21 protein-coding genes are annotated in these 23,471 nt (G+C 72.6%); 9 read left to right on the forward strand and 12 right to left on the reverse strand.

What is annotated here, in order from left to right; all coding sequences use genetic code 11:
- Window positions 1-48 precede the first annotated feature (48 nt).
- The 8 genes from ACIQ5Y_RS37155 to ACIQ5Y_RS37190 all read right to left on the reverse strand — a co-directional run bounded on the left by ACIQ5Y_RS37155 (window position 49) and on the right by ACIQ5Y_RS37190 (window position 12,003).
- The gene (locus ACIQ5Y_RS37155; protein WP_403891055.1) at window positions 49-1,626 is read right to left on the reverse strand and encodes an Ig-like domain repeat protein; all 1,578 of its coding nucleotides are present in this window, start codon (window positions 1,624-1,626) and stop codon (window positions 49-51) included.
- Between the two features lie 72 nt (window positions 1,627-1,698).
- Window positions 1,699-2,694, reverse strand: a complete 996-nt coding sequence (locus ACIQ5Y_RS37160; RefSeq protein WP_403891058.1) for a hypothetical protein — start codon at window positions 2,692-2,694, stop codon at window positions 1,699-1,701.
- A 100-nt stretch (window positions 2,695-2,794) separates the two neighbouring features.
- Window positions 2,795-5,800: a hypothetical protein gene (locus ACIQ5Y_RS37165; protein WP_403891061.1), complete on the reverse strand. Its 3,006-nt coding sequence runs from the start codon at window positions 5,798-5,800 to the stop codon at window positions 2,795-2,797.
- Window positions 5,800-7,512, reverse strand: a complete 1,713-nt coding sequence (gene pstS / locus ACIQ5Y_RS37170; RefSeq protein WP_403891063.1) for a phosphate ABC transporter substrate-binding protein PstS — start codon at window positions 7,510-7,512, stop codon at window positions 5,800-5,802. The genes ACIQ5Y_RS37165 and pstS overlap by 1 nt, the downstream gene beginning before the upstream one ends.
- A 119-nt stretch (window positions 7,513-7,631) precedes the next feature.
- Window positions 7,632-9,287: a phosphate ABC transporter permease PstA gene (gene pstA, locus ACIQ5Y_RS37175; protein WP_403891065.1), complete on the reverse strand. Its 1,656-nt coding sequence runs from the start codon at window positions 9,285-9,287 to the stop codon at window positions 7,632-7,634.
- Window positions 9,284-10,312: a phosphate ABC transporter permease subunit PstC gene (gene pstC, locus ACIQ5Y_RS37180; protein ID WP_403891068.1), complete on the reverse strand. Its 1,029-nt coding sequence runs from the start codon at window positions 10,310-10,312 to the stop codon at window positions 9,284-9,286. The genes pstA and pstC overlap by 4 nt, the downstream gene beginning before the upstream one ends.
- Entirely contained in the window at window positions 10,309-10,794 is a 486-nt protein-coding gene (locus ACIQ5Y_RS37185; RefSeq protein WP_403891071.1) for a hypothetical protein, read from the reverse strand. The genes pstC and ACIQ5Y_RS37185 overlap by 4 nt, the downstream gene beginning before the upstream one ends.
- Window positions 10,795-11,421: 627 nt before the next feature.
- Window positions 11,422-12,003 carry a TMEM165/GDT1 family protein gene (locus tag ACIQ5Y_RS37190; protein WP_403891074.1) on the reverse strand — a complete coding sequence of 194 codons (582 nt, stop codon included), beginning with the start codon at window positions 12,001-12,003 and terminating at the stop codon, window positions 11,422-11,424.
- A 520-nt stretch (window positions 12,004-12,523) separates the two neighbouring features.
- Here ACIQ5Y_RS37190 and ACIQ5Y_RS37195 point away from each other — a divergent pair.
- From ACIQ5Y_RS37195 to ACIQ5Y_RS37215, 5 genes are all read left to right on the forward strand, one after another.
- Window positions 12,524-13,168, forward strand: a complete 645-nt coding sequence (locus ACIQ5Y_RS37195; protein ID WP_403891125.1) for an HNH endonuclease family protein — start codon at window positions 12,524-12,526, stop codon at window positions 13,166-13,168.
- Window positions 13,169-13,272: 104 nt separating this feature from the next.
- Window positions 13,273-14,940 carry an alkaline phosphatase D family protein gene (locus ACIQ5Y_RS37200; protein ID WP_403891076.1) on the forward strand — a complete coding sequence of 556 codons (1,668 nt, stop codon included), beginning with the start codon at window positions 13,273-13,275 and terminating at the stop codon, window positions 14,938-14,940.
- A 161-nt stretch (window positions 14,941-15,101) separates the two neighbouring features.
- Window positions 15,102-15,725: a DedA family protein gene (locus ACIQ5Y_RS37205; protein ID WP_403891079.1), complete on the forward strand. Its 624-nt coding sequence runs from the start codon at window positions 15,102-15,104 to the stop codon at window positions 15,723-15,725.
- A gap of 255 nt (window positions 15,726-15,980) precedes the next feature.
- Entirely contained in the window at window positions 15,981-16,544 is a 564-nt protein-coding gene (locus ACIQ5Y_RS37210; protein WP_403891082.1) for a hypothetical protein, read from the forward strand.
- A 169-nt stretch (window positions 16,545-16,713) separates the two neighbouring features.
- Window positions 16,714-17,550: a universal stress protein gene (locus ACIQ5Y_RS37215; protein ID WP_403891085.1), complete on the forward strand. Its 837-nt coding sequence runs from the start codon at window positions 16,714-16,716 to the stop codon at window positions 17,548-17,550.
- Between the two features lie 117 nt (window positions 17,551-17,667).
- On the opposite strand, the gene ACIQ5Y_RS37220 is transcribed toward ACIQ5Y_RS37215, so the two are convergent.
- From ACIQ5Y_RS37220 to ACIQ5Y_RS37230, 3 genes are all read right to left on the reverse strand, one after another.
- Window positions 17,668-18,384, reverse strand: coding sequence for a hypothetical protein (locus tag ACIQ5Y_RS37220; protein ID WP_403891088.1), 717 nt, complete (start codon window positions 18,382-18,384; stop codon window positions 17,668-17,670).
- A 432-nt stretch (window positions 18,385-18,816) separates the two neighbouring features.
- The gene (locus ACIQ5Y_RS37225) at window positions 18,817-19,050 is read right to left on the reverse strand and encodes a DUF2277 domain-containing protein (RefSeq protein WP_403891091.1); all 234 of its coding nucleotides are present in this window, start codon (window positions 19,048-19,050) and stop codon (window positions 18,817-18,819) included.
- Between the two features lie 7 nt (window positions 19,051-19,057).
- Entirely contained in the window at window positions 19,058-19,726 is a 669-nt protein-coding gene (locus tag ACIQ5Y_RS37230; protein ID WP_403891094.1) for a hypothetical protein, read from the reverse strand.
- A gap of 95 nt (window positions 19,727-19,821) precedes the next feature.
- Between ACIQ5Y_RS37230 and ACIQ5Y_RS37235 the strand changes: the two genes are divergently transcribed.
- The gene (locus ACIQ5Y_RS37235) at window positions 19,822-21,114 is read left to right on the forward strand and encodes a TerD family protein (RefSeq protein ID WP_403891097.1); all 1,293 of its coding nucleotides are present in this window, start codon (window positions 19,822-19,824) and stop codon (window positions 21,112-21,114) included.
- A gap of 46 nt (window positions 21,115-21,160) precedes the next feature.
- Window positions 21,161-21,235 carry a 50S ribosomal protein bL37 gene (locus ACIQ5Y_RS37240; RefSeq protein WP_099895366.1) on the forward strand — a complete coding sequence of 25 codons (75 nt, stop codon included), beginning with the start codon at window positions 21,161-21,163 and terminating at the stop codon, window positions 21,233-21,235.
- 93 nt (window positions 21,236-21,328) lie between these two features.
- On the opposite strand, the gene ACIQ5Y_RS37245 is transcribed toward ACIQ5Y_RS37240, so the two are convergent.
- Window positions 21,329-21,790, reverse strand: coding sequence for a DUF4231 domain-containing protein (locus tag ACIQ5Y_RS37245; RefSeq protein ID WP_403891100.1), 462 nt, complete (start codon window positions 21,788-21,790; stop codon window positions 21,329-21,331).
- Between the two features lie 297 nt (window positions 21,791-22,087).
- Between ACIQ5Y_RS37245 and ACIQ5Y_RS37250 the strand changes: the two genes are divergently transcribed.
- A complete protein-coding gene (locus tag ACIQ5Y_RS37250; protein ID WP_403891103.1) occupies window positions 22,088-22,303 on the forward strand; it encodes a hypothetical protein in 216 nt (71 codons plus the stop codon).
- An 84-nt stretch (window positions 22,304-22,387) separates the two neighbouring features.
- Window positions 22,388-23,119, forward strand: a complete 732-nt coding sequence (locus ACIQ5Y_RS37255; protein ID WP_403891106.1) for a hypothetical protein — start codon at window positions 22,388-22,390, stop codon at window positions 23,117-23,119.
- The last annotated feature ends 352 nt before the right edge of the window (window positions 23,120-23,471 follow it).

The following is a 23,471-nucleotide window of genomic DNA, read 5'->3' on the forward strand; positions in this document are numbered from 1 at the left end:
GGGGCGGAACGGGTGTCGGCCCGTTCCGCCCCGGGGCTCACGCCTGGATCAGATGGCGGTGAGGGTGAGGGTGGCGCTGTAGGTGCCGGCCACCGTGGAGGTGGGGACGTTCAGCGCGAGGTCGGCGGTGACGTGCGCGGTGCCGAGGCCGGTGCCGTTGGCGAGGGTGCGGGCGGACTTGAGGCCCGCGGTGCCGGCGTCACCGGTGGCGGCGCCGTGTGCGGCGGCGACGGCGGAGCCGGGGGTGACGGTCTGCGCGGGCGCCTTGTCGACGAGCTTCGGGGACCAGCCGAGGTTCTGGCCGTTGATGGCGTGGGTGGCGCCGTCGGAGAAGTCGGTGACCTGGCCGCTGACGGTCCAGCCGGGGTTGCCGGCGCGGGTGTCGGTGAGGGTGACCGGGTTGATGGAGCCGGCGGTGGTCAGCAGGTCGCCGTCCGCGTTGAGGACCGGCGAGGGCAGGGTGACCTGCGGGTTGGCGACGCTGATCACGAGCGCGCCGGCGTTGACGGTGGTGGTGATGGTCTCGGAGGCGGAGACTCCGGAGAACGCGCCGACGACGTAGGCGATGCCGCCCGAGTCGGAGCCGAGGTATGCGGCCGGGTTGGCGGGGACGAACACGGCGGTGAAGGAGTGGTCGCCGACCGGCAGGCTGCTGGTGGTCAGTACGGCGGTGCCGCCCGAGACCGGGACGGTGCCGAGGGTGGTGGTGGTGCCGCCGACGGTGTCGGTGAACTTCACCGAGCCGGCCGCGCCCGCGGGCGTGACCGTGCCGGTCAGGGTCACCGGGCTGTACTGCGGCGCGGTGCCGGCCGGGGAGACGGCGAGGGCGGTGGTGGTCTGCGCCGCTGGGACGGCCTGGACCACGTAGGAGACGTGGGCCGAGGTGGAGCCGTTGTAGGAGGCGTTGGACGGGGTGAACACGGCGGTCAGGTCGTGCGTGCCCGCGGTGAGGTTGCTGGTGGTGAGGGCCGCGATGCCGCCGGAGACGGTGACGGGGTTGCCGAGGTTGTTCGCGCCGTCCTTGAACTGGACGGTGCCGGCGGCGCCGCCGGTGGGGGTCACGGTCGCGGTGAGGGTGACCGGGCTGCCCGCCTGGGCCGGGCCGGCCGGGGTGACGGCGAGGGCGGTGGCGGTGTCGGTCTTCACCGCCGGGTCGTTGGCCTGGTAGGTGGTGTTCGAGGTGAACCAGATGGCGCCGGTGTAGTCGCCGAGGCTGGTGCCGTTGAAGGCGGTGCGGCAGATCACCGTGAAGTCGTACTTGCCCTGGAGGGTGGTGAAGCCCGCCTGGCTGGCGTAGTCGCGCATCGTGGAGGTCAGCGGGATGACCATGCCGCCGCCCGGGGCGGTCGGGTAGGTGGTGATCGGGGAGTTGCCGACCACGTTCAGGCCGCCGGCGGGGAAGCCGGAGCCCTCCACCTTCACCAGGACGTTGGTGGCGTTGGCGGGGCAGGCGCCGGAGGTGGTGAAGGCGATGCCGGAGGTGTCGGCGCCGGTCGCCGGGTTGATGTCGATGGTGCCGATCGGGGCGGCGTAGGCGGCGCTCGCGCCGGCCAGTCCGGCCGCGAAGGCGGTGGTCACTGCTGCGACGCCCAGGGCCAGGGCCCGTGAAACTCTGTGCTTCAGCACGGTGTTCTCCAGAATCGGAAGATCAGGCGGTACGAATCAGGGAGTTCAGGGAGTTCAGGGAGTTCAGGGAGTTCAGGGGGTCTGCTTGGTGATGTCGCCGCAGTTCGGGTTCGTGGCGAAGCCGTACGTGTTGATCACGGAGGTCTGCTTGCAGATCTCCGAGTTCGGGCCGACGAAGACGGTGCTCCAGGGCGCGGTGCCGGTCTTGCTCGTCGGGATGACGTTGTAGACGTCGCGCTTCACGGCGAAGTTGTTGTTGAGGACGGTGGGCGCCACGCCGTCGACGGTGCCGAGGATGGCGCGGCCGCGCAGGTCGGCGATGGTCTGCGAGGACTGCGCCTGGTACTGGGCGATGGAGAACGGCACGATCGACTTGTCGTCGAGGACGCGGCCGTCGTGCTCCTGGACGTTGGCGCCGGCCTTCTTGTCCTTGATGCAGGGGTAGACGCCCGCGACGACGTCGGCGTCGGTGATGCCCATCTGGGACTCCCAGAAGCTGCGGGTGCCCGAACCGGCCTGCGGCAGGTAGACGGTCATGTCGTAGTTGGGGCCCGCGCCGACGTAGTTCGGGTCGCAGTGGTAGATCGCCTTCAGGTCGGTCAGCGCCAGCTTGCGCGGGATCGCCGAACCGGGGGTGATGGCGTAGCTGACGCCGTCGACCGCGAAGGGGACGTACGTCAGGCCGGGGGCCGCGGCCGCGAGGTTCAGGGAGGAGGAGCGGGCGAAGTCCAGGCAGCCGTTGCCGGCCTGGAGGGAGGTGAGCAGCGCGGAGCGGCCGGCGCCGCTGCCGTTGGGGCGCGGGATGGTGCAGTTCGCGTTGACCGCCGGGTCCTTGGTGGTGATGTTGGCGGAGCCGGTGGCGTCGTAGGAGCCGAGGACCTTCTGACCGTTCACCGTGATGGCGGCGGCGAGGCCGTTCATGACGTCCTGGGTGGTGTCGGAGCCGACGCCGGCGAGCTGGCGGTAGGGCGGCGGTCCGGCCGGGTCGGCGAAGGCGATGCTGCCGCCGGTGGCGCCGAGCGCCAGTGCGGCCGCGGCGACGGCGACGGCGGTCTTCTTCTTGTTCACGCGGTTGTACCCCTCGGATAGGCTGCGCCCGGGGTGGTGCCCGGTGCGCGTTGGGTGAAGTTCCGTTGGCGCGGATGAAATCGGACGGTTTTGCCGGGTATCACCTCCCCCCGCCGAGGCGGCCGGCGCCTGCCCGCAGGGCCTGGAGGCGCGGCAGGAGCCACGGCCAGTACCGGGGAAGCAGCGGGCCGGCGAAGGCCGCGAGTGCGCCGGCGATCAGGCAGATCAGCAGGACGTGCCGGACGGCGCCGACGACCCAGCGCGGGGTGTCCGCGGTGGCCTGGGCGGCGGGGGTCTGGACCGAGGGGTTGCCCGCGGTGGTGGCGGGTGTGGCCGCGGCGACGGCTGCCGGAGCCGCGGCGCCCGCGCCGGCGGCGGTGGCCCCGCCCGAGCCTGAGCCGGATCCCGAGCCGCCCGTGGAACCGCCCGTGGAGCCGCCGGAGGTGGCCGACGTACCACCGGATCCGGTGGATCCGGTGGATCCGGTGGATCCGCCCGACTCGCCGGAGGTGCCGGCGGTCGTTCCGCCCGTGGCGGGCTTCTTGCCCGCGTCGGCGGTCACCTTGCGCGCCGCCTCGCGGGTCTGGGCGCGCAGGGCCTCGGGCAGCGGGGCGTATCCGTGGGGCAGGGTGCCTGCGGAGACGCCCGGGGTCTGGCCGGGGTCGGCGGCGTAGGCGAGGAGGCTGCCGTAGTCCTTGCCCTCGGCGACGGTGAGGTCGGCGGGCACGGTCGCCGCGTAGGTGAGGACGGTGAGCGGGTAGGCCGCCGGGTCCTTGGCCGCGGGATCGGGGGAACTGACGCCGTCCGGGCCTGCCTTGCGGGCGCCGGCGGCGGCGATCAGACCGGCCGGCTCGGGGGCCACGAACTTGCCCGCCGCGTTGAGGAGTTCGGCGCGGACCAGGCCGTAGCGGTCGGCGGTGGCGGTGTCGGTGACGGCGAGCACGGCCCGCGCCCCGGCGGGCTGGGGCGGGTCCTTCTTGTAGGCGGGGGGCGTGGCCGTCGCGTCCCAGGAGGTACGGGCGAGGGTGTCGCCGCGGCTCGCGGCGCGCGCGGCGGCGTGCATGTCGCTCGCGTAGGGGTGCTTGTCCTGGATGCAGAGCGGGTTGGACGGCCGGTCGTCGAAGGGCTGGCAGTAGGGGTCGCTCTTGGGGAAGCTGTCGACGGGCAGCGCCAGGTCCTTGTAGTGCGGGTTGACGTGCATGCCCTTGTACGAGCTGTCCCCGTAGGTGCCCGCGTTGTCGGCGACCCCGCGCAGGAACTCCTGGGCGGCCGGGTCCTGCGCCACCCATTCCCACAGCTGGCGGGTGGTGTCGGCGAGCGGCTGCGGTACGAGGGCGTCGCCGAGCTTGCCGCCGAAGTCGAGGCCCGCGTACTTCGGGTTGTAGCGGGCGAACTCCGGGTCGCGGCCCAGGTTCTCCGGGTTGCCGGCGGTGCTCTCGGCGAAGCGGGAGTTGCCGTCCTTGTACGACTCGGTGAGCAGCTTCGCGACGAGGCGCGGGGTCAGTCTCAGGGAGCCGAGGCGGGTGCCGTTGGCGGCCTTGACGTCGTCGGGGGCGTTGAAACCGGCCTGGCTCTCGATGAAGAAGCCGATGGTGATTCCGGACAGGGAGACCGGCGCGTAGACGGGTTTGCGGGCGGCGTCCGGTGCGGTCTGGGCCGGGCGGCCGAGGAAGACCAGGCCGGGGCTGCCGGAGAGGAGCTTGACGCGGGCCGTCTCGTCGGGGACCTGGGCGTAGCCGTAGATGGCCTTGCCGCCGGTCTGGCACAGGGCGGGCTGCCAGCGGGTGACGGCTTCGGCGGCCATCTCGCTGCCGAGCGTGCCGCGTTCCTCGGCGCCGATCGGGCAGAAGCTGCCGAGGGGTTCGAAGCCGAGGGGCACCTGGATGCGGTGCTTCCAGTTCGCCGGGCTGAGCGGGGAGGACTGGAGCTGGCCGCCGGACTGCTGGGTGTACGGGCTTCCGTCGACCTCGGTGGTGCCGCGCGGGACGACGACCAGCCAGCAGCCGCGTCCGCTGGTGCCGCCCTGCGGGTCGCGCACGCCGGCGCCGCAGCCGAGGCCGGGTGCCTCGATGGCGGTCTGGGTCTCGAACCAGACCTCGCCGGCGCCCTGGGTGTTGGTGCGCGCGTAGGGGACCTCGTTGGTGCTGTTGACGTCGAAGAACTCGTTCCAGTTGCCGGCGCTGACCGGGTCGCCGTTGACCGTGCGGAAGGGGGCGTACGAGATTCCGCTCGGGGTGGGCGGGGGCAGCGGCTGGTTCTCCCCGTCCTTGAGGTGGTCGCCGTAGTTGAGCTGGCGGCTGTTGGTGTAGGCGCCGGCCGCCTGGTTGCCGGCGCCCGCGCCGAGTGCGGAGGAGCCGCCGAACTGGCACTGGTCGGTGGTGGGGCCGGTCACGGCGTCGCCCCAGCACTGCATGATCTGGAGGTAGTTCGCGGAGTACGCGGTGTCCGTGACGGTGGGCGCGCCACCGGTCCAGGAGACCTTGACGACCTGGTCGACGAGGTTGCGGGTCTGGCTGACGGTCACCTTGAGGTCGGCGAAGGGGCCGCTGCCGGAGACCGTCGCCGGGGATCCGTCCGCCGCGGCGGCCGCGGCGGCGGGCTGGGGACCGAGCCCGCCGGCGGCCACCACGGGGAGCAGGGCCAGGCAGACGACCCCGAACAGGATCCGCAGCCTGCCGCGAAGCGTCCTCGCACCCTGCGGGCGCGCCCGGCGCGGCGTGCCTTGCCGGCTCGCCGCCGTCGGCGCGGCGACGTGCGCGTTGCCGCCCCCGGGCTTGCCCCCGCGCGGCCCGGCAGTGCACGGACTCGCGCCCTGCCGGCCGGCCGCCATCGGCTCGGTGGGGTGCGCGCTCGCGCCGCGCGGGCTTGCCGCCTGCGGCCCGGCGGTGTGCGGGCTGCCGCCCCGGGGCTTGCCCCCGTGCGGGCCCGCTGCGTGCGGCTCGGCAGCGCGCGGACTCGCGCCGCGCGGGCTTGCCGCCTGCGGCCCGGCGGTGTGCGGGCTGCCGTCGTGCGGCGTGCCGACCTGCGGGTTGGCGTCCTGCGGCTCGGCGGCCCGCGCGTTGGCGGCCCGCAGTGTTCTGCCCAGCGGTCTCAGCGGTACGCGCATCAGGAGCCGCCTCCCGCGCGGCGGCGGGTCAGTCGCCGGGTGAGCAGTGGCGGGCCCACGGTCAGGGTGAGCAGGATCAGGGCGCCGAGCACCATCAGCGCGGTCTGCAGGACCCCGCCGATGCCGTTGGCCGTGGTGACGGGGATGCCGAACAGGTCGCCCGCGCCCGCCGCGAGCGGCTTGCCCGTCACCGGGTCCACACCCCCCGCACCGCCGTCGGCCGCCGATCCGTCGCCGCCCGTGGCCGCTCCGCCCCCGGCCGCGGCCCCGCCGTCACCGCCGCCGCCCCCGCCGCTCGCGGAGCCGCCGCCGGTCCCGGCGCCCCCGGATCCGCTGCCGCCCGTACCCCCGCCGCTGCCGCCGGAGGCCCCGGCTCCGCCGGCGCCCGTCTGGGTGGGGGTCTTGTTGCCGCCGGTGCCGACCTCGCACTGGGTGGCGCCCTTCTTGTCGCACTCCGAGGGCTGCGGGGCGGTGGTGGCGAGGGTGTTGGTGCCGTCCGCCGAGAAGGTCGGGTTCTTGCAGTTCTTGATGTCGACGTTGGTCGCGACGACACCGGGGATCCGGCGGACCTGCTCCAGCCCGGCCTGCACCAGGTTGATCGGCAGTGGCGAGTAGCCGAGCCGGTCGACGGAACGCTGCCCCTCGCACAGGAAGTAGTAGGCGAACGCGCCGAGCGCCTTGCCCTTCTGCGGGTTGAAATTGCTCTCCTGAGCGGTCGGAATGATCATGTAGCTGTAGCTGGAGAGCGGGTAGTTGCGGTGGTCGGTGCTCTCGTCGTAGACCTGGCTCAGGTCCTGCGTGAGGTCCGCCCTGATCGAGGCCTTGGTCAGCGAGACGGCCACGTTCTGCGCGGTGGGCTCGGTGTAGTAGCCCGAGCCGTTGAGGATCTTGGCGACGGGGAAGCCGGTGGTCGCCACCGCGTAGGAGTACTCGACGTAGGTGATGGTGCCCTGGTTGCCGTCCTGGGCCACGTAGCCGGAGACGCCGTTGGATCCGGACTGCCCGACGAAGCCCTTGCCCGCCACGACGGGGAAGTTGGAGGTCTGCCCGCAGGGGGTGGACCGGCCGGCCTTGGAGCAGTACGCGTCCCACAGCGCGGTGTGGCGGGCGCTCAGCCAGCTGGTGAGCTGGGCCGTCGTACCCGAGCCGTCGGAGCGGACGACGGGGACGATCCGGCGTGCGGGGAGGGCGGAGGCGAGGGCCGGGTTGTCGGCCTTGATCGCCGGGTCGTTCCAGGAGGTGATGACGCCGGTGAAGATCTTGGCGACGACCTCGCCGGAGAGCCGCAGGTTGGTGACCCGGCGGTTGCCGATCTTGAGGTTGTACATGAAGGCCGTGCCGCCCGCGACGATCGGCATGTAACTGAACTTCCGCGAGGGGGCGTTGTCGACGACCCCGGAGTCCTTGATGCCGTAGGGGATCTCGGAGACCGCGAAGTCGACGGTGCCGTTGCGGAACTGGTTGCGGCCGTCGGAGGAGCCCGTACCGCTGTAGTTGACGGTCATGCCGTACTGCTTGACGTTGGCGCGCCACTGGTCGAGGGCGTTCTGGCTCCAGGTGGAGCCGGCGCCGGAGACCGGTACGTAGCTCTCGGCCGCGGCGGGGACGGCGCCGGGCAGGGCCAGGGCGACCGCGGCCAGGAGCAGGGCGAGCGCGCGGACGACGAAGCCCGAGGGGGCACGTCCGGGGTGGGCCGGGGATCGTCCGGGCATCGGAAACACTCCTGATCAGTGACGGTTCGTCGGCGTACGGGGCCGAGCGCTCGGGGCGCGGGCGGTGCGGGGCGGTATGGGGCGGCATGGGCGGAGCGCCCCAGGGGGGCCGGGGCCCGCTAGTTCCAGGGCGGCGGCTCGGGCCACCGCTCGTCGGCCCCTGGCCCGGCTCCCGGCCCCTCCTCGGGACGGGCCGCGGGGCCGGAGCGGGGCCCGGCACCCTGCCGCTCCGCGGAACCGGGCTCGGGGCCCGGCCCCTGCGCGGAACCGGCCGCGGAAACGGAACCGTGGGCGGGACCGGCTCCCTCGGTGGAATCGGGACCGGATGCGGAATCAGGCGCGGATGCGGAATCAGGCACGGGTGCGGAATCAGGCACGGGTGCGGAACCGGGCACGGGCCCCGGGGCTCCGGGCCCCGGATCCGCCCCCGGCCGCCGCACCGCGGGCGGATCCGTGGCGGGCGGCGCGGCCTGCGGCGCCGGTGCGTCCGCCGCGGCCGGCGCGTCCGGCCCGCCCGGCTCCCCCTGCTCGCGCTCCGAACGCTCCGTACGCTCCGACCACTCCGAACGCTCCGCGCGACCGGCCATCCGCTCCGCGTCGCGGCGCGAGGCGAGGACGCGGCGGTGCTGCTGGCTCCGGCTGAGCCGGCCTGGGGCCCGGCCGCCGATGACGCGGGCCAGCACGAACAGCAGCAGCACCAGCCCCATCAGCAGGGCCGCGCACCCGAACCCGCGGGCGATCATCGTCTTGTCGGGGTAGCCGACCAGGTTGAAGGTGGCGAGCGGCAGCGACATCTGCGGCCCCTCGAAGGGGTTCGCGTTCAGCCCGGCCGCGATGCCCGAGGTCAGCAGCACCGGTGAGGTCTCGCCGATGCCGCGCGCGGTGCCCAGGATCACGGCGGTGGTCAGACCGGAGCGGGCGGTGGGCAGCACCACCGTCCACACGGTGCGCCACTGGCCGGCGCCCAGGGCGTACGAGGCCTCCTTGAGGGAGCCCGGCACCAGCCGGATCACCACGTCGGAGGCGCGGATGACGATCGGCAGCATCATCACGGACAGCGCGAGGGCGGCCGCGAAGCCGGACTTGTCGTGGCCGAGGGCCAGGATCCACGTGGCATAGATGAACAGGCCCGCCACGATCGACGGCAGCGCGGTCATCGCTTCGACGATGGTGCGCACGAATCGCGCGTAGCGGCCGGGGACTTCGTTGAGGAACACAGCGCAGGCCAGCCCAAGCGGCACGGTGATCACCAGGGCGATGGCGATCTGTTCCAGGGTGCCGGTGATCGCGTGCAGCGCCCCGCCCTCGGTGAGCGGGCTCAGCGGGCCGGCGGCGGACATGTCCTCGGTGAAGAAGTTGAGGTTGGCGAGCGCCTCCCAGCCGCGCACGAGGGCGTAGCCGACGACGAGCAGGAGGGCGGCCAGCAGCAGCCCGGCGATGGCGTGCACCTGCACCTGGGCGATGCGGGCGCGGATGGCGGCGCCGTTCTCGTCGAGGGAGACGAGTACGGCGTACAGCGCCATGAAGGCGAGGTAGAGGACGACGGTGAAGCCCAGCGGGGCGTTGAAGGGCAGCACCCGCCCGAAGATCAGCGAGGTCAGCGCGAGCGCGGCGGCCAGGGCGCCGACCAGGGCGAGGACGTCCCTGGTGTGCAGGGTGGAGGTGTTGCGGCGGTACTCGGGCGGCACCCCGGGCCCGTCGTGGATCACCTCGGGACAGACGGTACGAGGAGCGTCGGCGGTCGGGGGCACGGCCTTGGTCGTGGTGACGGTCATGCGTCGGCCCCCGCTCCGGAGCGGCTGCGGGCGACGACGGAGGACGCGATGAAGTTGACGACCAGGGTCATGAGGAAGAGGGCGAGGCCGGCGGCCATCAGGGCGGACATGCCGAACGCGCTGGCGGATCCGTAGCGCAGGGCGATGAGGGCGGACACGGAGTTGGCTCCGTTCTGGAGGACGTGCCACTGCACCTCGAACACCGGCGAGATGATCAGGTAGACGGCGATGGTCTCCCCCAGCGCGCGGCCGAGGCCGAGCATGGTGCCGCCGATGATGCCGCCCCGGCCGAAGGGCAGGACGACGGAGCGGATGACGCCCCACTGCGTGGCGCCGAGGGCGAAGGCGCCCTCGCGTTCGCCCGGCGGGGCCTGGGCGAAGGCCTCCCGCATCACCGAGCAGGCGATCGGAGTGACCATCAGCGCGACGACCATGCCGGCGATGAAGGTGGAGGAGGTGTAGAAGGTGGTCGGGTTGAGCGGGTCGGTGGGGTTGTCCCCGTCGACGGCGAAGAGCGGGAACCAGCCGAAGTAGGTGGTGAGCCAGCGGGACAGGCCCACGACGTTCGGCTGGAACAGGAACAGCCCCCAGAGGCCGTAGACCACGCTGGGCACCGCGGCCATCAGGTCGACGAGGCTGATCAGGGTCTGCTTGAGGCGGCGCGGCGCGTACTCGGTGATGTAGAGCGCGGTGCCGGCGGCGAGGGGGATGGCGAAGGAGATCGCGACGGTGCCGATCAGGACGGTGCCGGTGAGGACCGCGGCGATGCCGAAGTTGTGGGAGTCCGGCTCCCAGGCCGAGGTGGTCAGGAAGGCCGGGCCGGCGTCGCGCAGGGCCTGCAGGGCGCGGCCGCCGAGGAAGACGCCGACCAGGGTCATGATGACCAGTACGACGGCACCCGCGCCGCGGGCGGAGCCCCGGAAGATCCGGTCGGCGGGGTCGCCGCCCCTGGCGAGGGGCCGGGGCTTGGTGCCCGGGTCGGGCAGGACGTCGACAACGGTGGTGGTGGTCGTCGCGGTGGTCACAGCAGGCCACCCCCGCGTACGGCGAGGCCGGGCGCGTCCCCGACGCCGGGCAGGCGCAGACCGCGCAGGCGGCGGGTGTAGCTGACTCCGGAGGCGACCTGGGCCTCGGTGACGGCGGCCAGGAAGAGCTGGAGGCTGTGGCGGCATTCGCGCTGGCGGCGGAAGGTGCGTACGGCGACGGCGACGCAGGTGTCGTCCAGCGTGAGCTGCCAGGTCCAGGCGCCGATGCCGTTGGCGGCGGCGCTCCCGGGAGTCCCGGGGGCCATCGCCACGAGGGCGGTCAGCCGCTCGGCCCCGGCCCCGGCCCTCAGCCGCTCGACGGAGGCACCGCAGGCCGTGAGGCTGCTGTGTACGCGAGGGCTGCGGCCGAGCTCGTGGTTGTTGGCGCCGACCAGGCGCCAGGTCACGGCATCGGGTGCGTCACCCGCACTGCCGCCCTGGCCGGAATTGCCCCCCGAGGCCTGACGCCGTGCGACGTCCACCCATGAAACGAACAGAAAGCGTGGCCGAGACACCGGGCCGCCCCCCTTCCCCACAAGCCGTACGTGGCCGGAATTCGGCCACCCACCACGGCCGCGGGCATGACAATCCACGGGGCGTAGCGCTCTGGAGCACACGGATTGGTGAAGCAGAAACGGAGAACATGTGAACGTGAAGAGGGGACCCCCGCCCCCGCCATTCCCCCCGATCGCACCCCGCCCCTCCACCCCCAACCACCCCACACACCACGTGGCGACAGGAGCCACACCACTCCGCGCCCCACACCCCCCGGCGCCGCAGCCTGGAGGACGACGACCGCCGCCGGAGGCCGGTGGCAGGGGCCGGAGGCCGGGGCCGGGGCCGCATACCAGGGGCCTGGGTGGGGGGCCAAGGGCCCGGGCAGGAGACCAGGAGTCGGGGCCGCAGGCCGAGGGCGCTGGCAGGAGTCGGGGCCGCAGGCCAGAGTCGGGGCCGCAGGCCAGAGCCGGGGCCGCAGGCCAGAGCCGGGGCCGCAGGCCAGAGCCGGGGCCGCAGGCCAGAGCCGGGGCCGCAGGCCAGAGCCGGGGTCCGGCCCGCCCGTGTCGCCCGGCCCGCCGCGAGGCGTGCGGCCCGCCGCGAGGCGAACGGGGTCAGGCCGTGATCGCCTCGTACAGCGAGAACACCGCCAGCGCCCCCATCACGGCCGCCGCCACCTTGGTGATCAGCCGCAACGGCACGTACTTCATCAGCGTGCGCCCGCCCAGGATGCCGATGCCCGCGACCGCCCACAGGGCGAGTACGGCGCCGAGGCCCACCGACACGGGGTTGTCGTACCGCGCGGCGAGGTTGGCGGTCATGATCTGCGTCAGATCCCCGAACTCGGCCACCAGGATCAGCATGAACCCGGCCCCTGAGACCTTCCAGAAGGACTGGTCGGCGGGCGCCTTGACCTCCTCCTCCCCGTCGCTCTTCTTCAGGAGCAGCATCGCCGCGCCCGCCAGGAAGAGGACGCCCACGACCGCCTGGACGAGCCGGTGCGGGAGCAGGGTCAGCACGCTGCCCGCGGCGATGGCCAGCGCGACGTGCACGGCGAAGGCGGCGGCCACGCCCGCGAAGACGTACGAGGCGCGGTAGCGGGTGCCGAGCATCAGGCCGGCGAGAGCCGTCTTGTCGGGGAGCTCGGCAAGGAAGACGACGCCGAAGGCGATCGCCATGACGGTGAAGCTGAACACGGAGGCGGAACCTCAATCGGTCGGGCAGGACGCCATCGGTACCGAGAGACCTGGGGTGTGTCAGGGGTCGCTTCGGCTCGGCGGCGCCCTGGTTTGCGTACGCGCGCACGAACGCGCTTCCGCATGGACAGGACACTGCGGCCGAAGGTCTCGCTGGCGGGCCACCTGCGGTGGCCTGCCTCCGGGCGCCGGCTGGGATGACCCAGCAGTATGTCGACGGTCCGGCGAAGAGCTACTCCCCTTCTGCTCCGAACAGAGTACGCGACGCCCGCCCGCGCCCGGAATGGGTCTTTGGTCCCGAACCCGCCGACCCCACCCGCCTCTCCCTCCCCCCACGCCACCCCGGAATCTCAACTTCCGCTTGAAACAAGGGCCTTGCACGACTTGATGTGACGTGCACATGTCGCCAGGCTGTCACCTGGCGCCCATCCATGCGAAACCCGGCGCCGACAGCATGGCCGCGCCCCGCCGGGGCGCCGCACGACCACACCCCCCACCCAGGGAGCCCCTCATGGCACTCATACCCAACGTCTACGCGCGTCGACTCGGCGTGCTCGCCTCGGCCGCGGCGCTCGCCGCGCTCACCTCCCTCGTCGGCGCCCCCGCCGCCCAGGCCGCCCCGCCCACCCCCATCAGCGCGGCCGCCGCCCGCGCCTACCTGGCGACGGTCACCCCGCAGGCGGAAGGGTCCGGCGCCGGCTACAGCCGTGACCTCTTCCCGCACTGGAGCACCGTCTCCGGCACCTGCAACACCCGCGAGACCGTCCTCAAGCGCGACGGCGTGGGCGTCGTCACGGACTCCTCCTGCGCCTCGGTGAGCGGCAGCTGGTACTCCGAGTACGACGGCGCCACCTGGACCGCCGCCGCCGACCTCGACATCGACCACGTCGTGGCGCTCTCCGAGGCCTGGCGCTCCGGCGCCAGTTCCTGGACCACGAGCAAGCGCCAGCAGTTCGCCAACGACCTCACCCGCCCGCAGCTCATCGCGGTCACGGACAACGTCAACCAGGCCAAGGGCGACCTCGACCCGGCCGAGTGGCTGCCCTCGCGGACCGCCTACCGCTGTACGTACGCGCGGATGTGGGTCCACGTGAAGCAGTACTGGGGCCTGAGCATGGACTCCGCGGAGAAGACGGCGCTGGTGAACGTCCTGGACGGCTGCTGACCCTTCTCCCGTCCCTCACTCCGCCTCTCCCCCGCCAGGGGGAGGCGCGGCTCCCCCTCCCCGTCGTAACGTGATCCAAGGGGATATGGAGGAGGGGGAGTTGCATGGCCGGATTGCGTCTGGGGCCACTGCTGCGCCACGTCGACTGGGACACGGGCCGGTCGGCGACCGTATGGGTCGAGGCGGACCGCCCGTGCACGGCCGAAGTGCGGTGCGGGGACGGGGCGGGCGGCAGCGCGCGCACCTTCCAGATAGCCGGTCATCACTATGCGCTCGTGCCGGTGACGGGCCTGAGCCCGGGGTCGGTGACGCCCTATGAGGTGCTGCTCGACGGGGTGCGGGTGTGGCCGCTGCCCGACAGCCGCTTCCCGGCGAGCACGATCGGCACTCCGGCTGTGGCCGGCCCGGGCGCCGGCCGGCCCTCCCCCGGGGTGCGCGTGACCTTCGGCTCCTGCCGCCAGGCCGCGCCGCCTGCCGGACGGCACGGGCGGCACGGCCCGGATGCCCTCGACACCCTCGCGGCGCGGCTCGCCGCCGACCCGGAGGCTGTGCGCCCGGACGTCCTGCTGCTGCTCGGCGACCAGGTGTACGCGGACGCGCTGTCGGCGGAGACCCGGAAGTGGCTGGCCGCCCGGCGGGATCTGCGGGAGGCGCCGGGCGCGCAGGTCGCGGACTACGAGGAGTACACGCGGCTCTACTACGAGTCCTGGCTCGATCCGGAGATCCGCTGGCTGCTGTCGACCGTGCCGAGCCTGCACATATTCGACGACCACGACGTCATCGACGACTGGAACACGAGCGCGGCCTGGCTGGCGGAGATGCGGGCGACGCCGTGGTGGCAGGAGCGGGTGCTCAGCGGGCTGATGTCGTACTGGGTGTACCAGCACCTGGGCAATCTCTCGCCCGCCGAGCTGGAGGCCGACGCGCTCTACGCGGCGGTACGGCAGACCCCTGACGGCACCGATGTGCTGCGGGCCTTCGCGTCGGCGGCCGACGCCGATCCGGGCACGGTGCGCTGGAGCTACCGGCGCGACTTCGGCCGGACCAGGCTGCTCATGGTGGACACCCGTGCCGCCCGGGTGCTGGCCGAGGACGGGCGGGCCATGCTCGATCCGGCGGAGCGGGAATGGCTGCGGGAGAACGCCCTGGCCGGGCACGGCGGTTACGACCACCTCCTCATCGGGTCCTCGCTGCCGTGGCTGATGCCGCCGCTGATCCACGACGCCGAGACGTGGAACGCCGCGGTGTGCCGGGGGGATCGCGGGCCGCGGTGGGCGCGGATCGGGGAGAACCTGCGGCGGCGCAGCGATCTGGAGCACTGGGCGGCGTTCCCGGCCTCGTTCGCGATGCTGACGGATCTGATCGAGGAGGTGGCGACGGGGCCGCGCGCGCCGGCGACGGTGGCGGTCCTGTCCGGGGACGTGCACCACGCGTATGTCGCCGAACCTCGAATACCCAGCACGGCGCGGGTGTTCCAGCTGACGTGCTCGCCCGTGCACAACTCCATCCATACCGCCGTGAAATGGGGCTTCCGGCTGGGCTGGTCGCGGACGGGACGGTGGCTGGGCCGGGGCTTCACCCGCCACGGGCGCACGGGCCGCCCGCCGCTCAGCTGGCGGCGCACGGCCGGTCCCTGGTTCGGGAACCAGCTGATGACCCTGGCCCTGTCCGGCCGGACGGCGCGGCTTCAACTGCACCAGGCGCGCAAGAAGGGCAGGAGCGGCGCCGAGCTCGAAACCCTGCTGGACCGGGAGCTGACGGAAGCCGTGTAACGGGCGATACGGCTGACACACCTGAGGTCAGGGGCGGCCCCGGGGGTTCAAGAGGTGGCCTCCGGGCGTACGCTGTATGGCTGTCAGCCGCTCCTGCCGCTCCCCCGCGACGTCGCGGCGCTTCATGCCGCAGCACGTCAACCGGACTGGGGAGTCCCGCTTTGTTTGAGACTCTGGGGTCGCTGACCGCGAGCCCATGGATCTACGCCGTGGTGGCCGTGTCCGTCGTGCTCGACGTCTTCCTTCCGGTGCTGCCGAGCGGGGTTCTGGTGATCACCGCGGCGGCTGCGGCAGCGGCCGCCGGGGCGGCGGGTCCCGTACCGGTGACCACGCAGGTTCCTGACATCCTCGCCCTGCTCGTGATCGCCACGACCGCGTCGGTGCTGGGTGACATGGCGGCGTTCCGGCTGGCCCGCCGCGGCGGGGCCCGGCTGGACCGGGCCATCGCCCGCTCCCGCCGGCTGACCCGTGCCCATGAACGCCTTGGCACGGCCCTGGCCCGCGGCGGCGGCGCCCTCGTCGTGATCGCCCGCTTCGCCCCGGCGGGGCGCTCGGTGGTGTCACTGGGCGCGGGCAAGACCCACCGCGAGGTGAAGGACTTCCTCCCCTGGTCGGTCCTGGCCGGCATGGCCTGGGCCGGCTACAGCGTGGCCCTCGGCTACTTCGGCACCCAGTGGCTGGGCACGCAATGGCTCGGCACCGCCCTCTCCCTGGTGGCCCTCTTCGCAGCGGGCGCCCTGGCCGCGTTCCTCCTCCGCCGCCCCCACCCCACCCCGGCCACGTAGCGACCGCTCCACGGCCGCCCACACCACCCCTTGCCGGGAGCGCGCCGCGCGGCCCGCAGCCTTGAGGGGAATTCCGTGGGCGGCGCCGTGCGGCGGAGCGGCTCCCCCGGGCGGAGCAACCGCTCACCCGTTCACCCGGCCCCGCGCGCCGTGCCCGGGCCGGGCTCCTAGCGTCCGAAGCACGGTGCGCAACCGAATCCGCGTCACATCCGTGCCATGGCCGCGCCGTTTCGAGGAGCCCGAGGAGTTCTCTCCATGCACGCCACGCCGCCGCAGGCCACACCACCGCACGCCAAGCCCTCCGCCCAACCGCCCGGCAGCCGGCACGGCACCCGCACCCGCACCCGCACCCGCACCATGACCGTCGTCGCCGCGGTCCTCGCCGTCGCCGCCGTCACCCCGGCCACGCTCGCCTACGCCTTCCCCTCCGCCACCGTCTCCCCCAGCACCGTCGCCCCCGGCGGCCGGGTGGCCCTCAACCTCGAGGGCTGCGGAACCAAGACCGGCCGGGCCTCCTCCACGGCCTTCGGCGAAGTACTGCTGACGCCGGGCAACCTGCAGGCCACCAACCTCTTCGCCAACGCCACCGTCTCCCGCAACGCCTCCACCGGCACCCATCGGGTCCTCTTCGAGTGCGGCAACGCGCGCGGGGAGCAGGTCACCATCCCGCTCCAGGTCATCTCGGGCGCCGCCCGCGGTGGTACGGGCGGCAGCATCGCTTCCATGAGCACGGGTCAGATCGCCGCGGGCGGAGCGCTCGCCGCCGGGGCGATCGGCGCCGGTGTGTGGCTGCTGCGCCGCCGCTCGGCTGCCGCCTGACCTCCCCGCAACACCGCACCACACAGCACCGCACCACACACCGCACCACACCCCCGTCGCTAAGGTGGCCGTTGGTCCCGCCCTGCTCGGGACCTTCCCCACTCCCGCCCCGCACGCGCCTCCGCAAGGCTGAAGCCACCAGCACTTCCGCCTCTGCGAGGAGCCCGCCATGGAAGACCAGCGCCCCGTGATCGCCGCCGTCGACGGTTCCGCGAACGGCAACCGGGCGCTGGAGTGGGCCGTTTCCCAGGCCCTCCTGGCCGGCGCGCCCCTGCGCATCGTGCACGCACGCCTCTACGCGAGCGCGATCGGTTTCTCCCTGGGCGGGCCGTCCTCCGATGACGGGGTCGGCGACGACCCCGCCCTCATCCGGGTCCGCGCGGCCCTGGAGGGGCGCTCCGGCCTGCCCCCGGTCACGTACGCCTCCCACCCCGGCGCCCCCGACCTCGTGCTCCCGGGCCTCGGTGAGGGCGCCCGCATGATGGTCCTCGGGTCGCGGGGCCGCGGCGGCCTCGCGAGCCTGCTGCTCGGCTCGAACGGCCTGGCCTGCGCGAGCCGCGCCGCCTGCCCCGTGGTCGTCGTACCGCGCGCCGACCCGCCGCGGACGGCGCCGACGGCGCGGGACCCGTACGGTCTGGTCGTGCTCGGCGTCAACGGCGCCGCCCCTGACCCCGGCACCACCGCCTTCGCCTTCCGCGAGGCGGCACGGCGCGGGGCCCGCCTGCGTGTGGTGGTGGCGCGTCCGCGCCCCGCCCCGGCGCAGCTGCATCCGTACAGGGAGCGCTTCCCCGGGGTGGACGTGGAGCTGGTGGTGGCGCCGGACGACGCGGCCGGCCGGCTGGTGGCCGCCTCCCGGGCCGCCGACCTGCTCGTCATCGGCCGCCACCGCAAGCGCCCGCGCTCCCGTCACCTGAGCTCGGTCACCAGCGGGGTGCTGCTCCGCACCGGTTGTCCGCTCGCGGTGGTCCCCCTGGCACAGGACGCCGTCCCGGCGGCGGCCGCCTGATGTTGCTCTCCTGGTGGTCAGCGGGGGTGGGACGGGTGCCGTCTGCGAGGTCAGCCGAGTACGAGACGGGGTTCGGTCGCCGCGCACCCTGCTCGTGGAGCGGCCCGACCCCCTACCTCAGTGCCGGATGCGAACGCCGTGGCGGGTGCGCATGCGGCGTAGCTCCCACAGGGCCACCGCGGTCACGGACACCGGGCCGCCGAGGACCGCGCACCACTGTGCGAACGGTGGCCCAGGCGGCATTCCGCCTTCGAGCGCGACGCTGCACAGCATCAGCTCCCAGACGAGTACGACGGTGAGCACGGCCGGGAGAGCAGCGTGCACGTTGCACGTGTTGAAGGCATAACGGGCGGCGTAGGCGGAGGAGAAGAGGAGGAACGGCAGCAGCCAGAGGAGGGCGAGTAGCAGCCCAAGTGCCACGAGGCCGTTCACGATCGTGCCGTAGTTCTGCTTCAGCACCACGGCGCTGCCGGCCAGGACGAGCCCGACGCCCACCAGGATCCCGATGTACCAGGCCACGGCCTTGAGCGGCGCGTGCAGCCGGGAGCGGAGCAAGTGCCGCTGCGTGGCGGGCGCGTAGCGGATGAAGCCGAGGACGATCAGCGGTCCGGTGAGGATGAGCAGCAGCGGGGCAAGGATCACCTTCACGACGCCGTCGTTGAGTACCCCGCTCCAGCCGCCGTCCGCGCCGTAGGTGTAGATCAGGAGGAAGCTGGCGACTGCTCCGGCGATCGCGCGCCCCAGTTGTACCTGCGTCACCAGCGGATCCACGATGCGGCCGCCGCCCGGCTGGTTGAAGATCGCCTCGGCGCGGCGGCGGGCGGAACGGATCACCGGTATGAGCGGCGAGACGAAGAAGAGTGCGCAGCCGAAACGACGCCGCGGGACGGGCTGCGGCGGGTACGGGTGTGGATACGGATACGGGTACGGGTGTGCACTGGGTGGCGGCGGGCCGTATGGATTCGGGCCGCCGCCCTGCGGCGGGCCGTTCCCCGGCCCCCATCCCTGATACCCCCCGTGTGCCACCGTTCCCCCTCGCCCCTCCTGCAACGCTTCCGAGGGCGCGTATTTTACCGGCCGGCCACCTGACGGCGCTGGCGTTCTGCGCCGGGGATGGTGGCTTCCATGAAGCGGAAGGGCTCGCGACTGCCCCCGACCAGTGGCGAGTCGAGGAGTGAGGGAGCCGGCGCTCCTCGTGCCCTTCCATGGGCGACACGCCCTGTCGGCTGCAAGCATGCCGGCCACCGGGAGAGCTCGCCCCCGGGCTCACGCCGAGGCGGCGGCGGACACCTGCCCCCGTACCTGGAGGCCGTCGAGCAGCGCCGCCGTGGCCTCGGCGACGGCGTCCACGGCAGCCTCGAAGACCTCGTGGTTGTGCGCGGCGGGGGCTCTGAATCCGGACACCTTCCGTACGTATTGCAGGGCGGCGGCGCGGATCTCCTCCTCGGTGGCCTTCTCGGGGATGGCGGGCGGGCGCAGGGTCTTAATGGAGCGGCACATACCTCCACTATGCCGGGGGCAGTTCCGCGCCGGACAGCTTCATGATGAGCCCGGCCTGTATCCGTGCCCGCAGTTGCCGGTCCTCGACCGAGTCGAGCAGCCCGATGGCCTGCCGCATGGTTTCGGCGGCCCGCCGGTCGTCGCGCAGCGAGGCGGTCTGGTCGGTCATGTGCCGGAGCGCGATGTCGGCCCGGCGGTGGAACAGCTGCCCGATCAGGGTCACGACCAGTCCCACGGAGCCGGTCACGATCCCGAGGTACAGGTCCCCGGTGCTCTCGGCCTTCCACACCGCCGACCCCACCCCGAAGAGCAGGATCAGCGCGCCCACCGCGGCGAACCGCTGGCTGGTCGCGAAGCTGCTCCGGGCCTGCGTCAGTCCGTACGCGTAGTACTCGACGAGCAGCGGCGTGAACTCGTCGCGCCGTTCCTCGGGCCCGGGCTGCCCGGGGGGAGGCCGTACGGCGCCCACGTCCTCGAACTTCGGCGCCCCGGGCCGTACCTCGGGTGCGGCGGCGCCGGGAACGCCCGCCGGCCCCGTATCGACGAGCCCTGCGAGCAGCCGCGCCCGCTCCTCCTCCCGCCGCCGCTCGAAGCCCGTCCCCCGGACCCGCTCCAGCACCACCAGCACCACCGCGACGACCCCGGCAGCCCCACCCCACGCCAGCCACTCGCCCATCCCCCGACGATCCCACGGGCCCTGGACGCCGCCAAGGGGCCGGAGCCCTGTGACAAAGTGACCGCATCGATCGCGACGTACGGGGGTGCACGGACATGACGGTGCTCGAAAAAGGCGGAAACACACCGATCACCGCGGATCGGGTCACCGCTTCCCTGCACTGCACGGGCGCTCCCGTGGACCTCAGCGCCCTCCTCGTGACGGCGGACGGCAGGGTCCGGTCGGACGACGACCTGGTCTTCTACAACCAGCCGTCCGCCGAGTCCGGGGCGGTCCGCCACCTCGCGGCCGACGCCTCCGCGCCCGAACGCGTCGAGGTGGACCCGTCCGCGCTGCCCGCAGACGTGGACCGGGTGGTCCTGATCGCGAGCTGCGACCCGGACGACGCCGCCCGCACCTTCCGCGAGGTGAGCGACGTACGGGTGCGGGCCGCGCAGGCCGGCCCGGAGCCGGTGGAGTTCCACGTTCCACCCCTCACCGACGGCGAGCGGGCCGTCCTCCTGGTGGAGATCTACCGCCGGGGCCCCGGCTGGAAGCTCCGCGCCATCGGCCAGGGCTACGCGGACGGCCTGGCGGGTCTGGCCACGGACTTCGGCGTAACGGTGGCTTCCGAGCCCCCCACCCAGGCCCAGCCCCCCACACCCACACCCACACCCGCACCAGCCCCCGCACCCATGCCGGCCCCCGCACCGACACCGACACCGACACCGAACGCTCCCAGGCCCTATCCCCTCGGCAAGATCAGCCTGGACAAGGGCGGCCGGGCCTCCATCAGCCTGGACAAGCAGGACCGCGAACTGGTGGTCACCGCCACCCTGGAGTGGGACGGCGGCAGCGACCAGCGCCGCCAACGCGGCGCCGACCTGGACCTCTACGCCCTGTTCGTGCCCGCCTCCGACGCCCAGCGCGGCACGGCGGAACCCGGCACCCTGGTCAAGACCGGCCCGACCACCGCCAAGAACTCCAAGGCCGTCTACTACAAGAAGCTCGGCTCACTGCACGAGCCGCCGTTCATCAAGCTGGACGGCGACGCCCGCAAGCCCGGCCGCGAAACCCTCCACATCACCCGCCCGGAGCAACAGGGCTACGTCCTGCTCTGCGCGTACTCGGCCCTCAGCAACGGCTTCGGCTCCTTCCGCAGCTTCGGCGCCCACGTGATCGTCACCGACGGCCGCGGCTCCACGGTGACGGTCCCGCTCTACGAGAACACCAAGACCCGCTACTGGGTGGCGATAGCCCTCGTCGACTTCACGGGCCCGGAGGGCGCGGCGATCCGCCACATCGAGGCGTACAGCGGCCGCATGACCGAACGCCGGCCGGTCCTCCACCCGGATGGAACCATCCAGATGAACGCCGGCCCTGTGGAGTTCAAGCGCCCCGGAACCTAGACTGACGGGGCCATGAAAGATCCCCGAATGCAGGGAGATGTCCCGTATGGCCAAGCGAGGTAACAAGAAGCGCGCCCGCAAGAAGAAGAAGGCCAACCACGGCAAGCGCCCCAACGCCTGACACGAAAGGCCCCCCGCCGAAACCGGCGGGGGGCCTTCGTACCGGTGGGCGCGGACGGTCGCGGCGCAGAAGCCGGCGCGGCCCGCGCCGTCGCTAGCGGTTCGCGCCCGGGGTGGCGGGGCCGGGGAGACGCTGAGCCCAGGTGGCCGTCTCCTCCGCAGCGATTCTTTCGACTCGCGTGGCGAGAATCCCCGGAGCGGCAACCGGGTCGCTGTACTCGTCCAAGGCCTGCCTGTAGCGGACCACCTCGGTTTCGATCTGCAGGTTCGCCCGACTGAAGGCGATCCAGTCTCCCTGCGGGTCGAAGACATGGCGCGTCCCGGTGAGCAGGGACGTAAGGGAGCCCAGAAGCGCGACGATCCAGTTGTCGGCCTTGATCGCGACGGCGAAGGGCACCCCCGCGGCCAGTACCAGGATCGCCAGATCCAGCAGCTCGCCCTTCCATCGGGCGTTGTGCATGTTCTGCTGGTACCAGATTCCGCGCGTGGTGACGCTCGGCGGAAGGTCGGGCCACTTGACCTTGGGCAGGTCCTCCCACCAGGTATGCGATCCCAACGGCTGCTACCTTCTCGAACGCCACTACAGGGCGTAAGCGTTCAACCTGCGGCTTGGCTTGAAATCACACCAGAGCGGCATCGGTATGCCTCCGCAACACGCGGTCGCGCTCCCTCTCGTGGTGTAGCCCAACCGGCGAGTCGATGTCAGGCGTAGACGCGATCCCGCCGAGGAACGCCACCGTGAAGGCGCGAGCAGGGCGGACGGAAGCACCGGCGACAGGCGGCCTTCGGCCCGCGGAACCGCAACCCCGAATCTCGGCGGCGCCCCGCCGGCACTCTGTGCGAAGTTCCCGACATGAACGAGAACGCCCAGCCCCCCGTGACCGTCGCCGACGGGGAGATCCTCGCCGGTCGCATCCTCCCTGGCATCAAGGCCATCCGAGAGCACCTCGGCTGTCCCCTCAAAGATGCGCTCCTGGCCTTCCACGCGCGGTATGAAGAGCTCCGGCAGGAACAGCCCGGGGCGTTCGCCAAGACACCCGACGAGTACTGGTCGGGCTTCTATTCGTGAGTTCCAGCCGAATTGTTCGCCGCGGTCGCCACGCCTGTGAGCAGAGGTGCGAATTCCAACGGAATCTGGCGATATGGTCGGCTGGTGGCCGGAACACAACGGAAATGGCTGTGGATCCTGCTTGCGACCGCTGGGGTGATCGGGCTGTTCGCCTGGCTCACGCTGTCTCATGACTCGCCCAACGCCGGGAAACTCCCGACCGCCCCCAGCAGCGACGGCGACCAGGTCATCTTCCAGAAGGAAGTCACCGAGGACCGTAGATCCCTCTTCGATGGGGTCCTCTACTATCAACCTCCGAAATCCGTCGACGTGGACGACACCCTGGAGTTCCCTGCGCGGCTCATGGCGACCGGCGGCGGCACATCGCACGAGTCGGCGCCCGGCACAGTGGTGGCCAGGCGCGCCTTGCGCGTGGACGGCGTCGAGAAGGCGTACCTCTCCGAGGCCGGAAAGGACGTGGAGATCGAGCTGCTCGGTTCTCCCGGCGGCACGATCGCCGCGCCCGGTGACGAGGTGGAGTGGCGATGGAACCTCACGCCGCGCAAGCCCGGCACCCACACCCTCAAGTTGGTGATCGAGACCTATCGGGGCGACTCCGACGTCCTCCTCGCGCGCACCTCTCCCCCCATCGACATCACCCTGAACGCACGCTCCACCTGGGCCTATCGCATCAAGTCGGCCCGGAATTGGATCATCGGCCTCGCGGCCTTCGTCGCCGCCCTGACAGCCCTGGGAGCGATCTTCCGCAGGCCCCTGGCGGCGGTCTTCTCCCGGGTCCCGGGGCCCTGGCGGAAGAAGGACCAGCAGCAGCCCTGACGACGTCAAGCCGCGACCACGGGCGCGCGACCGGCGGTCCGCTGAACCGGCCGCCCGGGACTCGGCACGACCGCCCCTGATCGTGCCGGTCGGTGTCAGCCGCAGACGCCGAAGGCCCCGGACCTTGATCGGTGCGGGGCCTTCGTACTGGTGGGCGCGGACGGTTTCGAACCGCCGACATCTGCCTTGTAAGCTCGCCCGGCCAAGGAGACGACCTCAGACCGCCCGCTTGACCGCCTTCCAAGCCCCCGCCTCGTGATCAGCCGCAAACCACCAGCGTGCGCAGCCGTTGCCGTCAACGGCTGCCGTCAGAGATGCGCCCCCTGACACACGGCTCCGACGGCGGTACGGA

This window comes from Streptomyces sp. NPDC096339 (assembly GCF_044762985.1).
GTDB lineage: Bacteria > Actinomycetota > Actinomycetes > Streptomycetales > Streptomycetaceae > Streptomyces.

What these genes read in the sequence shown, in the direction of transcription:
- ACIQ5Y_RS37165 (WP_403891061.1), bottom strand. Translation starts at nt 5,800, where the DNA reads ATGCGCGTACCGCTGAGACCGCTGGGCAGAACACTGCGGGCCGCCAAC.
- pstS (WP_403891063.1), bottom strand. Translation starts at nt 7,512, where the DNA reads ATGCCCGGACGATCCCCGGCCCACCCCGGACGTGCCCCCTCGGGCTTC.
- pstA (WP_403891065.1), bottom strand. Translation starts at nt 9,287, where the DNA reads ATGACCGTCACCACGACCAAGGCCGTGCCCCCGACCGCCGACGCTCCT.
- ACIQ5Y_RS37200 (WP_403891076.1), top strand. Translation starts at nt 13,273, where the DNA reads ATGGCCGGATTGCGTCTGGGGCCACTGCTGCGCCACGTCGACTGGGAC.
- ACIQ5Y_RS37210 (WP_403891082.1), top strand. Translation starts at nt 15,981, where the DNA reads ATGCACGCCACGCCGCCGCAGGCCACACCACCGCACGCCAAGCCCTCC.
- ACIQ5Y_RS37215 (WP_403891085.1), top strand. Translation starts at nt 16,714, where the DNA reads ATGGAAGACCAGCGCCCCGTGATCGCCGCCGTCGACGGTTCCGCGAAC.
- ACIQ5Y_RS37225 (WP_403891091.1), bottom strand. Translation starts at nt 19,050, where the DNA reads ATGTGCCGCTCCATTAAGACCCTGCGCCCGCCCGCCATCCCCGAGAAG.
- ACIQ5Y_RS37230 (WP_403891094.1), bottom strand. Translation starts at nt 19,726, where the DNA reads ATGGGCGAGTGGCTGGCGTGGGGTGGGGCTGCCGGGGTCGTCGCGGTG.
- ACIQ5Y_RS37235 (WP_403891097.1), top strand. Translation starts at nt 19,822, where the DNA reads ATGACGGTGCTCGAAAAAGGCGGAAACACACCGATCACCGCGGATCGG.
- ACIQ5Y_RS37250 (WP_403891103.1), top strand. Translation starts at nt 22,088, where the DNA reads ATGAACGAGAACGCCCAGCCCCCCGTGACCGTCGCCGACGGGGAGATC.